At 38.5% G+C, this 13,235-nt stretch carries 9 protein-coding genes and 3 pseudogenes; 4 read left to right on the top strand and 8 right to left on the bottom strand.

Translation table 11 applies throughout. The features are described from left to right. Positions 1–124: 124 nt before the first annotated feature. The 3 genes and pseudogenes from ABDZ63_RS13525 to ABDZ63_RS13510 all read right to left on the bottom strand — a co-directional run. Positions 125–1,106, bottom strand: a pseudogene (locus tag ABDZ63_RS13525) (YifB family Mg chelatase-like AAA ATPase); the annotation flags it as partial. Between the two features lie 352 nt (positions 1,107–1,458). Continuing rightward, positions 1,459–2,241, bottom strand: coding sequence for a glucose 1-dehydrogenase (locus tag ABDZ63_RS13515; RefSeq protein WP_343784328.1), 783 nt, complete (start codon positions 2,239–2,241; stop codon positions 1,459–1,461). A 145-nt stretch (positions 2,242–2,386) separates the two neighbouring features. Next, positions 2,387–3,415, bottom strand: a complete 1,029-nt coding sequence (locus ABDZ63_RS13510) for a hypothetical protein (RefSeq protein WP_343784326.1) — start codon at positions 3,413–3,415, stop codon at positions 2,387–2,389. Between the two features lie 621 nt (positions 3,416–4,036). Between ABDZ63_RS13510 and ABDZ63_RS13505 the strand changes: the two genes are divergently transcribed. The 4 genes from ABDZ63_RS13505 to ABDZ63_RS13490 are packed head-to-tail and all read left to right on the top strand — an operon-like array spanning position 4,037 to position 8,628. Further along, on the top strand, positions 4,037–4,615 hold the full coding sequence (locus ABDZ63_RS13505; protein WP_343784324.1) for a TetR/AcrR family transcriptional regulator: 579 nt from the start codon (positions 4,037–4,039) through the stop codon (positions 4,613–4,615). Positions 4,616–4,646: 31 nt separating this feature from the next. After that, a complete protein-coding gene (locus ABDZ63_RS13500; protein ID WP_343784322.1) occupies positions 4,647–5,960 on the top strand; it encodes a purine-cytosine permease family protein in 1,314 nt (437 codons plus the stop codon). A 16-nt stretch (positions 5,961–5,976) separates the two neighbouring features. After that, complete coding sequence (locus ABDZ63_RS13495; RefSeq protein WP_343784320.1) at positions 5,977–7,068, top strand: S-methyl thiohydantoin desulfurase family protein; 1,092 nt, start codon at positions 5,977–5,979, stop codon at positions 7,066–7,068. After that, positions 7,069–8,628: a hydantoinase/oxoprolinase N-terminal domain-containing protein gene (locus ABDZ63_RS13490; protein WP_343784318.1), complete on the top strand. Its 1,560-nt coding sequence runs from the start codon at positions 7,069–7,071 to the stop codon at positions 8,626–8,628. It begins immediately after the preceding gene. 74 nt (positions 8,629–8,702) lie between these two features. Here the strand turns inward: ABDZ63_RS13490 and ABDZ63_RS13485 are convergent, their stop codons facing one another. From ABDZ63_RS13485 to ABDZ63_RS13465, 5 genes and pseudogenes are all read right to left on the bottom strand, one after another. Further along, on the bottom strand, positions 8,703–9,131 hold the full coding sequence (locus tag ABDZ63_RS13485) for a hypothetical protein (protein ID WP_343784316.1): 429 nt from the start codon (positions 9,129–9,131) through the stop codon (positions 8,703–8,705). 196 nt (positions 9,132–9,327) lie between these two features. Further along, a pseudogene (locus ABDZ63_RS13480) lies at positions 9,328–10,188 on the bottom strand (phage portal protein). 296 nt (positions 10,189–10,484) lie between these two features. After that, a complete protein-coding gene (locus tag ABDZ63_RS13475; protein WP_343784314.1) occupies positions 10,485–10,841 on the bottom strand; it encodes a type II toxin-antitoxin system RnlB family antitoxin in 357 nt (118 codons plus the stop codon). Between the two features lie 26 nt (positions 10,842–10,867). After that, positions 10,868–12,583: a ribonuclease H1 domain-containing protein gene (locus ABDZ63_RS13470; RefSeq protein WP_343784312.1), complete on the bottom strand. Its 1,716-nt coding sequence runs from the start codon at positions 12,581–12,583 to the stop codon at positions 10,868–10,870. Positions 12,584–12,837: 254 nt separating this feature from the next. Beyond that, a pseudogene (locus ABDZ63_RS13465) lies at positions 12,838–13,043 on the bottom strand (terminase TerL endonuclease subunit); the annotation flags it as partial. Between the last annotated feature and the right edge of the window lie 192 nt (positions 13,044–13,235).

Here is a 13,235-nt window from a genome sequence, read left to right as displayed (position 1 = left end):
CTAACCTTTCACCAGTACCTTCCACCTCCCTTCTCTCTAGCAACCATAGCCTGATTGATCATGGAGTCACTTTTCAATTTTCTTAAGCCCATCGCCAAGAATAGACTGTCATCACTTATCGACCACGGCTAATCGTTACTTTTTCGTTTTCTAACGGTTGTCTCAACATATCTAACGTTTTCTTGGAAAATTCAGCTAGTTCGTCTAAGAAAAGAACCCCACGATGTGCTAAGGAAACCTCACCTGGTTTCGGGTTCGTTCCCCCGCCGATGAGTGACACAGCTGATGCAGAATGATGTGGATGTCTATATGGAGGCATAGTAAGGGAGTAGTTGGAAGCACCTGCTAATTGGTATAAGCTCATTTTTTCGAGCTGTGCCTCTTTTGAAAGTGGTGGCAGGATAGAAGGAAACGTTTCGGCCAAAAGACTTTTCCCGCAACCGGGAGGTCCATCCATCAAAACATAGTGCTCACCCGCTGCAGCAATCTCTAGTGCTCTTTTGGCAAATTCATGACCAATAATTTGATTAAAATCCCTTTCAACCACCTTTTCTTCTTTAGGTATTGGCCTAGGTTCAATGAATGATAAAGGCTGTCGTCCTGCTAGATGGTCTATGACATCTTGAAGAGAAGAAATATAAGTCAGTTCTAAGTTGTCTAGTTCAATAGAAGGAATGGATGGATCATACGGGAGAAAAAGCTTTTTTAGTTCTAATTTTTTTGCTACTAATACAGCAGCAATCATACCTTCAACAGGAAGAACGGTTCCGTCTAACGATAGAGCACCGATGAAACCTGCATCACTTGGAATTCTCTCTTGTATGAAGTTACCACTCTTTAAGATCCCTAGAGCTATGGCGAGATCAAACAAAGGCCCGTTTTTCTTTTGTTACAGCAGGAGATAAATTAATGACTACTTTTTTATCTATTAATGGAAATCCCATACTATGCAATGCTGCCGATACCCTCTCTTTCGACTCTTTTACAGATGCATCTGGCAGTCCGACAACAACAATCGACTCTAACCCGTCAATTACTTGAACTTCAACTTGGACACGATAACCTTCTAGGCCTTTCAAACCAATACTTAATGTTTTCTCTGACAAATGATTTCCTCCAGGCATTATTTTATTGTTTGATTGTTTAATTGGAAAAGACGATTAAGGAGTGTTAAGGAGATTAGTCTACTAGAAACGATGCATTTTTGTTAATCGGAAATGATGATTAGAAGAGTGATGGTGATGGTGGCATGGTACCTTAAGGGGATAAAATCTTATTAAACGTTGGATGAATTTGATATTAAATGTATTATATCCTATTTCAATACATTTTTCACTATATTTTTGCGTGGGTTTAGAAAGTATTAGGAAGCACGAGAACCGTCCCCGTGCTTCCGAATTATTCATGACAAATATGCAAAAAAGAAGCACTCCAATGTGAGCGCTTCTTCACAAATAGTTAATATTTGAAGGATTGTCCACCATCAATCGGGATGACAGAGCCGTTAATGAAGTTTGCTTGATCAGACAGAAGGAAAGCAACGAGGTGGCCGACTTCTTCTGGTTTCCCGAAGCGTTTCATTGGGTTCGCACTAACGAACTCTTCTCCAGCTTCTTCCCAGTTGTCACCAGCCATTTGTTTGAGTGATCCTTCGACCATGGCTGTCATGATCGCGCCCGGTGCAATCGCGTTGATGCTTATATTGTACTGGCCGTACTCTACACCTGAGTTTCTCGTTAAGCCTACGACACCGTGTTTACTCGCAGCGTATCCAGATTGATTCCCGACTCCACGAATGCCGCCGACAGATGCTGTATTTACAATAGAGCCTGACCCCTGCCTTTTCATCACATCTAATACATACTTCAATCCGTAGAATACACCATTCAAGTTGATGTCTACAACTTTACGGAATTCGTCACTGCCATAGTCTTCGGTTAGATTTTGTTTACCTTCAATTCCTGCATTGTTAAAGAATCCGTCAATTCGTCCAAAATGCTCAACCGTCTTATTCACATAGTTTTTAGTCGCTTCTTCATCAGAAACATCCGCTTCAACCGTTATAATCTCTACATCAGGAACTTCCGATTCAAGTTGCTTTTTGACATCTTGTAATCCATCATCATTCAAATCAACTAGCGAAAGTTTAGCACCTTCCTTGGCTACTTGAAGTGCTGCAGCTTGTCCTAAACCAGAGGCACCACCAGTAATTAATACAACATTGTTCTCAAATCTATTCATAAATACACCTCCAAAATTAAATGCCTTACAACTATAAAATACTAATAAACAAACCATTCATAAACTAATTTGCTCAAACACTTTTTTATCATGAAAAAATTAAGAAAAATATTCATAGAACCAATTAATTCCTTTAACTCCCTAATCAAATCCCCCACTCTTTCCCTTCAAGTAACTCTGCGATTTGTTCTGCAGTCATGTCTGTATCGTACTCATCACCAAATTCGCCTAAGTCTATGTATCTTGTTCCTGGTAGACCACCTTTGGATTGTTTCCGGTAATTTGTTTCATAGAATTGATCTACGAAAAAGAAGCGTCTTTCTTCAGTTGCAGGGTAGCCATATTGTTCCTTAGCTTCAAGGTTAACTGCTTTAATTCGTTCTTTCATTTCTTCAGTGATGTGACCATTTATAACCGAAATAATTTCTAGTTCATCAGCTTCTGGGTCGTAACGAGTATCTACAATCGTCGTGGGTTCTCCAATTGCTCTTACTGCTTTATTTTTATATAGACCGATGTATTTGCTATTTTGGTAGCCACGGCTTTTAGGGTTAAAATACAGGTTGTATTGCTTATTTTGTTTTAACGTTTTCCCAGTTAGTACGACACGAATTTTGGAATCAGAGTTATCAATCAACTTAGACTCATAACAGAACTTTTCGTAGTCGTCTATTAGTGCTTGCATTTCAAGATCATATGGTTGAATGACCCCTCTAAATTCTTGACATATTTCCTTAAAAGTTGTGGTTGCTAGTTGAATATTTGTCCCGTGTTGTTCATTATGCTCATCAATTACTTTTGATACACCCTCTTCAAACCCATTAGAAATTAGCTCTTTGTTAATCAGGATCAAAACTTGTTGTTCTTCATTTTCAAATGAAAACAGGTGATTACGAATTTGACCTATTTGCTCTTGGCCATAGAGTTTAGTCTCAATCACAAATTTAAAGCTACTTTGTTCAATAAGACCATCTGGAATGCTGCCGCTTGGTGCTTTCTTCTGTTGTTTGAACTCTGCCATCGTTTCTAAATCTTCTTGTTGCAGAGTAGCTCTAATGAAATTCATAAACTTCTCTTGGCTGTTGTAATAGAGTTGTCTAAATAACAACAGTGTATTGTTCGTGGTCATGTTTTCCTTTTGTGAGTACCTAGGAAAATAGTGAATTTCGCTCATGTGATCCTCCTAATTATATTAGACTTAATAATCTTTTGATATATGCTGAAATCTACCAATAATATCTACCAAACGATACTTATTGTCAATTAAAAACAAGCATAAGTTTCTTTTCGATTAATATTCTAGGTAAAGTAGACGTTTGCAAAACTATGATCCAAAGAAGCTGACTTACCAAAGTGATAATACTTTGGTAAGTCAGCTATAGCTTTAAAACATGTTTGAGCAGTCCTCATTTGCAAATAATACGAACAACCTTATCCTGCATAAATAGATAATCATGTAAAAGTCAGTATTTATTATGTAGGGATAATTAAGCGTAACTTTGTAATTTTTTGTTTCATTGTCCCCCTTATCAACTCTTACCTTCATTTAGACACTAATACCACCCCCCTTTAACCACAACCACAGCCCCCAAATTGTAAGAAACCGCTTACTTCAATCTTTTTTCAGAAAAATTATTGTATTCAGTCACCCGCTATGCTATGATTTCTTTTAAAACAATTTACAGGTACCTAAAAATTCAGAAAAAGAAGGGAGGTTTAGCCTCTCAAAAACGTTTATTTTTTTATCCATTCTACCTAACTAATATTAGTTAGGCTTAGGAGGTGAGGAGGTATTATGTCTACACGAGAAGAAATTAAAGTTGCGGCTACTAAGCTGTTTGCTGAGTATGGGTTTCTAGGTATGACGATGAAGGAGATTGCGAATGAAGTTGGGATTAAACCACCATCAGTATATGCCTTTTTTAGCGGGAAAGAAGATCTATTTCTAGCGATATACCATGATTTGTTAGACGGCCACCTAATGGAGGTTAAGTCTCAAGTTAGTCGTGAGCAATCAGCTAAACAACAGCTGTACAATATATTGAAATCGACTATAGAATTTCAATATAGAGAAGATTTAAAGTCTAAGTTTTTAATTCGGCTCATGATTTTTCCGCCAGACTTTTTAAAAGATGATATTAGGAATCGATTTAATGAAATGGAAAAAGGTGAATATGATGTGCTCTATCAAATTATTCAACATGGAATAGATAAAGACGAGATTGGTAAGCATGATCCAGTTCAACTAGCTACTACGTTTCAAGGGTTGATGGATGGACTGTTTTGGGAGATGCAACGGTATAGTCTTGATGTGATCTATAAGCGTATGGACCTTATGTTCAATCAATTCTGGAATGGGATTGTAAGAAGTTAACGTTTAAAACACGAGATCGGGGGAGGTTAACATGGCTGATGTAGCTGAGAAAAATCTAGTGAAAGACTACGAGCGTGAACCAGTGCCTGAACATAAACGTAAAGGGTGGTTCAAGTTATCTATTGTTTGGTTAGGTGGGATTGTGGCGATATCCGCTATTGTGCTTGGAGGAACACTTGCAGGTGGCTTAACGATGTCACAAGCAATTATTGCAGCTTTGGTTGGAACGTTTCTATTAGCTTGTTTAAGTGCTTTATGTAGTGTAGTAGGTGCGAAAACAAATCTACCAACAGCATTAGTTTCCACCTTTGCGCTTGGTCGATATGGCTCATATGCGGTATCTGTCGTTATTGCTTTATCCTTGTTTGGTTGGTTCGGGGTGCAATTAGATCTTTTTGGTGCGAGCTTAGCCCATGTAATAAATAACACATTCGGTATAGAGATCGCACCAAAGTTGTTGGTGGTGATCGGTGGTATATTAATGACCACAACAGCTGTAATTGGTTATAAGGCAATAGAGAAGTTAAGTTTCATAGCTGTTCCGTTACTCGCGATTCTAATTGTTGCATCTTTAATTCGTGTTGGAAATAGTTCAGAAGCTAATCAGGTTAGTGGTAATTTATTTGGAGAGCCGTTATCCATTGGTGTTTCAGTTTCATTAATCATTGGTTCTCTTGCAGTCGGTGCCATTATTGGGCCAGATATTTCTAGATATGCTAAGTCGACTAAGGATGCTGTCATTTCTTCTTTTGTCGGATACTTCGCAGGCTTTAGTTTAGTCTTAATAGCTTCTTTCATATTAGCTAAATTCACTACAGAAACAGACATTGTCGCAATCATGCTTGGCTTAGGTTGGGGCTCGGGTGCTTTACTTGTATTGATTTTAGCACAGTGGACAACAAACGATAATAACCTTTACTCATCAGCACTTGGTTTCTCAGCGATTTTTAAAAATACGCCGAAATATGTCTTAACAATTATTGCAGGGACAATTGGAACATTATTAGCTGTTGGGGGAATTTATGATAACTTCATCCCATTCTTGAATTTCCTAAGTGTTTTAATCCCACCAATTGGCGGTATTTATGTGGCTGATTACTTAGTCAATAAATCAAAGTATAGCTTTGATCACTTAAACCACATGGAAAATATAAATCTACCAAGTGTTGCAGTTTGGGTCGTAGCTTCATTAGTTGCCTTTATGACAACACCTCAACCAGGTGGCTTTGGTTTATTTACCATAACAGGCGCTTCTGGCTTTGATGCATTCTTAGTGGCATTTGTATTGCAAGCTGTTGTCACAAAGATCTTACTAGTTAAAACACCGAGTCCGGTAACCAATTAAAAGGAGGATAATACACATGCGTTTATTAGGAAAACAAGAAGTAGAAGATATAGCAGTAGGTGCTGCCTTACTTGGAACAGGTGGCGGGGGTGATCCGTATATCGGGAAGCTCATGGCACTTCAAGCAATAGAAGAACATGGACCTATTAAACTATTAGATCCCGATGAGGTTCCAGATGAAGCAGTTATCGTTCCATCGGCTATGATGGGCGCTCCAACTGTCATGGTTGAAAAAATACCAAGTGGTGATGAGGCGATTACAGCCTTTCAATCTTTAAAAGATAATTTATCAACTGAAATATATGCCACAATGCCGATTGAAGCAGGAGGAGTTAATTCGCTTCTCCCATTTGCTCTAGCTGCACGTCAGGGACTTCCTGTAGTCGATTGTGATGGAATGGGACGTGCATTTCCAGAACTTCAGATGGTGACGTTTTATTTAGATGGTATGAGTGCCACTCCTATGGTTTTATCAGATGAAAAAGGTAACGGGATGGTACTCAATACAATTAATAGCGTATGGGCTGAGCGACTGGCGCGTGGTGCAACCATTGAAATGGGTGGTTCAGTCATGTTAGCCATTTACCCAATGAAAGGTGAAGAGATGAAGCAATCAGCGATCCGTAACACATTAACTTTAGAGGAAAATATCGGACGTAGCATTCGAGAGGCGAAAGAGAATAATGATGACCCTGTCCAATCTGTCTTAAAAATCACCAGTGGTTATGAATTATTTCAAGGAAAAGTAAGTGATATAAATCGTAAAACGGAAACTGGCTTTACAAGAGGAACCGCAAAAATTGAAGGCATTCATAACTACAACGGTAGCGAATTAACATTAAGCTTCCAAAATGAACATTTACTAGCTACTTGTGGAGATGATGTATTGTGTGTGACGCCAGATTTAATAGCTGTGCTCGATGCTGAAACAGGTATGCCAATCACAACTGAAGGGTTACGCTACGGGGCTCGTTGTATTGTAATTGGTATGCCTTGTGATCCAAAGTGGCGAACAGAGAAAGGCATTGCCACTGCTGGCCCTGGTTATTTTGGCTATGATGTGGATTATATACCTGTTGAACAACTGAACCAAAAGGAGGCGAAGTAATTGGGGAATTATCGTATCGGAATTGATGTCGGCGGAACACACACTGATGCTGTCGTGTTAGACCAACACTTTAATGTGATAACAGAAACGAAAGAACCAACAACAGAAGACATTAGCACTGGAATATATAATGCGGTGAAGAACATTCTAAATTCATCAGATGTGCCGAAAGAAAAGATTCATTACGCCATGCTTGGTACGACCCACTGTACAAATGCAATTGTAGAACGTAAACGATTAAATCACGTAGCTGTGATTCGAATTGGAGCACCTGCAACATTAGGCATTAAACCATTAGTAGGTGTACCAGATGATTTAAGAAGAATCTTAGGTCAGCACGTTTACCTTATTAATGGCGGTCATGAATTTGACGGGCGAGAAATAGCCGATTTAGATACAGAGAAATTATACGAAATCGCTCATGAATTAAAAGGTAAGGTCGATTCAGTAGCGATCACGTCCGTGTTTTCACCTGTCTCTACTGAACATGAACTTGAAGCTCAACGGATTTTACACGAGGTCTTAGGTGAAGAAGTGGCGCTTTCATTATCAAGTGAGATCGGAAGTGTTGGCCTACTTGAACGCGAGAATGCAACGATCTTAAATGCGGCAGTCGTTAAGGTCGCACGTAACACGGCCAATGGATTTATCAATGCATTAAAAGAAGAAGGCGTCGAGGCGAAAGTCTTCTTCGGACAAAATGATGGAACCTTAATGTCAGTCGAATACACTGTCAAATATCCTATATTAACAATCGCCTGCGGACCTACCAATAGTATTCGTGGTGCATCTTATTTAACAAACCAATCTAATGCACTAGTTGTCGATGTGGGTGGTACGACAACAGATATCGGTGTACTCGTTAACTCATTCCCACGCCAATCATCACTCGCCGTTGAAATTGGTGGCGTTAGGACAAATTTTCGAATGCCTGACATCACCTCAATTGGTATTGGGGGTGGCACAATTGTACGTCAAAATCAAGATAGAACCGTAACTTTAGGCCCAGACAGTGTCGGTTACCGCCTCCAAGAAGAAGCCTATGTCTTTGGCGGAAACACACTCACCACTACAGATATTATGGTTGCCAAAGGACTAGCTAAAGTGGGAGACCCTAGTCTTGTATCCCAATTAGACTCAGAATTAATCAACCAAGCATACCAAACCTTAGTCAACAAAGTAGAAGAAGCAATCGACCGTATGAAAACAAGCGCTGAACCAATTCCGGTTATTCTAGTTGGTGGAGGCAGCATTTTACTACCTGATCAATTAAAAGGCGCATCAAGCGTCCATCGCCCCAACCATTTTGGTGTCGCCAACGCAATCGGCTCAGCCATAGCACAAGTTAGTGGCCAAATAGAACGCGTCTTTTCATTAGATGAATTAGGAAGAGAAGAAACACTAGAACTCGCAAAGAAAATGGCTAAAGATGAAGCCATTAATGCAGGAGCATCCCCAGATGACCTTGAAATTGTAGACTTTGAAGACGTCCCACTAGCCTACCTACCAGGAAACGCAACCAAAATCCGGGTAAAAGCAGCCGGGACACTAGCGGAGTAATTTCACCATTATAAAAGCAGTTCGGTTTTGAGGCATACATTAAAGTAATGCTAACTGAACTGCTTTTTTTACATCTATAATTTCGAATTCCAATAATCAATAAACGCCTTATAACCTTGTTTATTCACAAAATATGGTACAAGCTGCTCTGCCTGTAATTTGTACGAATCCACATACTGAGCGCCCTCCCGATAAGCCCGTTCCATTCGGTGATTTCCATCAATGATGGAGTACTTACCTGGTCTGATTTCTGCTTGGATAACTGGAATCTTTATATCAACGGTTTGAAGGTGCTTTTCATTAACAGATGGGCGGTAATGAGTCTTGAACCATCTATTCACATCAATCCTTTCTGTCTTAACTATAAGAGATCCAGAGTGAATATGCTCCATCATATGTGAGATATTAAATTGAAATATTCCATTAGCGAATACCTCATCACCTTCATGACATGGGAAGGGCTCATAATTAGGGTCAAAAGCTAGCATTCTACTCGTATTCATTAATTCTCCTCTTTCGTTTCGGTCATTTTAAAAGATAGAACTCGTCACTCATTGCATTTTAACAATGGGCGGTCTAATGGATTTAAACATCAATAGGATTAATTGATCAAAAGTGTTCATTTTTATCGAGCAAAAACTGTCCATTTTAGTTTAGCGTTTACACACTCCACGAAGTCGGCCATTAGGTTAATTTTGATTAATACCCCTTCTTTTCCGTAGAATTCAACAGAGCTTTCTTTATTGATTGCCCAATTCTCACCACCCAGATCATGATCGTATTGTCTATAAAGCTAATTGGTTGATGTTCGATATTACTAAAGGTTGCTTTATCAAGGTTTGCAACGAGGTGAGGTGCAGCTCTAAATATCCTATAAGTTTCTTCCGCTTGGAATTTTCTCGTTTCAAGGAACTGAGTCTGCTCTGGTGCAATGCCGATACTCTGAAACTTCACCCCTTCTTCAAGGACCGCAATACGATGGGCATTGCAATTTCCTTGATAAACAGCATTCCAGCTTCCTCCCATTTTTGCAGGGTCTTTTACTACACCGGGATGTTCTAACACACCACCGAGATTAGCCCTGTTAGCGAAAAACTTAGCCCCATATTCTTCAGTAGATAGTACCATTCCTAGCGCATTCTTGGCCATTGCAATTGGTGAGTAGGCCACAAGACCATCAAAACCTAGTCCTGGGATATGAAGAACCTCATCATTTCTAAGAATGACTGTCCCGCTGTCCTTTAAGTATTTATATTAAAGCTCACCTGTTGAAGTTCGGTTCACCGTCATCTTGTCAGGGATAAAGAGAAAGCACATTCCCTCTGCTATCCTTGATGATTTGTACATAGGCATTTCCCTTAATAAAAGATGACTCATCAGTGTTTCTCTAAACACAAACGAAATCATCTCGGAGTTTGGCTCGTCATGGAGCATGTTATATAAATGGAGTTTCAATGCCTTTTCTTTTCCGTTATCGGTATATTTGTACACGTGCTGCGGAAGACTCGCGATCGTTTCAGCTAATATCCGCACACAAGCACAAACTGCGGTCGTCTGCATAGCCGTTCTTTCATTGACTGCTTTCCCGCTTATTGTACTGCCAAAGAAGAAACTATAGATGTTTCCTAGAAAACTATTCTTTGGATTTGACCTTGATTGAAATATTTTTGTTATAAGTGGTATCTTCATGATCCTCACCTCCGAAATTAGACAAAAAAAGCACCCACTGTTCAGTAGATGCACGTATTTATTATATTCTTGTTCATAAGAAAAAGGAGCAAAACATATAGTCTCACCCCTCCCACAAATGGAATATTTGGATTAAGGCATTACCCAATCCTTCCACAAGTTTTTTGCTAAATAGCATCACCGGTTGTAATTAGGTACTGAAGGGCTTTTGGTAGTACACTGTTTTTTACGAGTTGTTCATTTTCCTTAAAAAACGATAAGCTCTTTTGACGAATATTTTCGTCAACATCATCTGCAATTTTTATTGATTGTCTTCGGCAAGCATTATTTACAACATTGCATTCTACAAAACGGTTCTTTTTGTTACCATTAATTAACATAAGGTCAACCAAAATCTTACCTTGCCCTATACTCACTGCACTGTCTAGCTTTGCTAAATCACTGAGGGAGCTACGAAAACTTGTCGCGATAAACAAGTAGTCATATGGGGCATTATTAAGTTGTATCACTTCAAAATTAGCCATAGTAACCACCTTCTCCCTCAGTTATCTTATGCTATAAGATACGTATATGTTCGTTCAATCAGATCAATGACTTCATTTACAATTTGATCTGCTTCTAGTTTATCCTCTAAAATGCGAGTAGTAAATAATAATTGTTCTGAATGAAACAATGTATGACGGTTTTTATTTAAGTAATTGTAAGCTTCCGTTATCGGAACTTCACTCTTTGGATTCTTCAATTTCTGTACAGTATGCTTTTTCAAGTGAAACGCACCAGTCTTAGTGTCGTGCCCAAATTGTTGTCCATAGTTATGCCCAATTTCAACGCCTTCTATACCAAACAGGTACTTCAAGTAACCTTCCAGTGCTCGTAAAGCAGGAAAAGCGTAACAAGAATAGTCTTCAATTTCCATTTTTATTTTTTTAAGGGACACTGCCGGAGAGAGTATCTTGATTAGCGTATCGTCAATATTCTCAAACGCATTTGGCATAAGCTTATGAAGTTCTGTTCTAGTATCTGTGACTGTAATATATACTTCGTAGAATGAATTATTTGCTTCAACAACATCATTGATATTAACTTCTGGGCAGTAAGATAAAAAGGAAAGAGCTTCAGTATAAAGATAGGCAGGTTTCCCTTGCAAAACAACTTTACCTGTTTCGTATATGTTTACGTTTAATCGATCGCCCCTACCACTCACAAAATTGTATTGTTGGTATTTAGGGTTTTCGTAGCTTTTCTGGTCTTTACCAATATCCTCTAGTCCACCTAAGAAGTTCACTAGTTTATTTGCCCATTCTTTGTTAATCCTAAACGTATGCGATTTAGAAACACCCGTATCTGTATATTCACTTTGCTCGATAATTCGATCTCTAAGCACCGAGGAAAGTTCAACATTTTTCCCGATAGGAGTCATAGTAGTTGTTCCTTTGCTTGTTCTGTAATAAAAATCCAAGGAACCTTGTTTATCATTTACGGAAAAGATGCATCGTTTAGCATTCCCAACTTTTTCAAAAGAGAGAAGTTGGAAATCCTTCCATTCACTTTCCCCAGCAGAGCAAATAGCTTCTCCTAACTTGTTTGGTTCTACAAAGATACCGATATTTTTTGGATTTTCGGAAACACTATCTACTGAGTTCTCTACAATTTCTGTTTGCACAAAAGCATCTTTAGCCAATTTATCTGCCAAATCGTTAAATTCATCACCAGAGTGGCTTTTAACCTTAACAAATTTAACTTTCACGTCATTTTTAATATTGTCAAAACATTGTTTATAAGCAATAGTGCCTGGCTTTTTCGCTTTCCACTCACCTGTACACCATTTAGAAATACCTTCGTAATCATGATGAATTGTCAGGCTCTTGGCTCCCTTTTCGACAGCAAAAGCCATGGCTCTTTCTGAACCCTTAATTTCTCCTGCAACATTCCTCATGGAAACTAGGTCAGGATCACTAAATTTTTCAGCAAAATGTGTTTGTTCTCCTTGGTAAAAAATAACTGAACCGTAAGAAAACTCAGAGCTTACTTCATTAAAGCTACCATCAACATAAGCTACAACTTCAGCTTCACTTTCGGTTCCCCTATCTTTTTCGGGATCGTCAGTTTCTTGTGTACCAGTTAAATAGTTTTCTGCCTGTGCTTTACTAGTAAAGCTTTTATATTCTGCACCTGGGTATCCGTGTACATTTTGTTTGCATTCATTCCATGTAGTAAAGATGCCAGTTTTTTTGCCTTGTTTTACAGCATAGTATTTTTTAGACACCTGTATCATCGCTCCTGTAAGTGCAAATTTCTTTGTAAGTTTATTGAATGAAAAAATATAAAAAGTGCCTTACAGAATGGAGATTTAAGAAAATCTATCTTTAACCAAATAAACAACCAGTTTCTAACCAAAAAACTAGTTGCCCAGGCACATATGAAATATTAAACTATCTGTCTATTAAGCTAAACTCCTATAATTATACGTTAGTTAGGGACAGTTTGCAATGAAAATAAATGCAATGTCTGATTCTGAACTCATATTATCAATATCTTTCTTTCATTATAGACACTCTCACGATTTTCGTTCCGAATCGCTCGATCCAATGCCATAATCATTACCACAGCACCATAAATTCGCTCTGTACTTTTCTCTATATTAGGCTTTATGTTTCCAGCAGGGTCAGTTTTGTCGAAAACATTATCCATCTTAAAATTGGGTTCCCACCATGAACGATTCTTTTTCTAGGGTATTTTCATTCTTTCAAGGACCCATTTGTTTGATTCCAAAAAAATCATATTCTGTTTGTTAAATAAGCGTTTATCAATTAAACCCTTATTAACCTATTATAAACAAATAACAAAACGGTTCTAAGTCAAATGTTGGGGTGCTCTCTTAAGAGCACTCCTTATTTATGCCATTTGGCCTTGTATAT

The sequence above is a fragment of the Alkalibacillus silvisoli genome, assembly GCF_039521975.1.
GTDB lineage: Bacteria > Bacillota > Bacilli > Bacillales > Alkalibacillaceae > Alkalibacillus > Alkalibacillus silvisoli.
The sequence above is the reverse complement of the archived record's forward strand: the minus strand, read 5'-3'. Positions and strand labels throughout refer to the sequence as shown.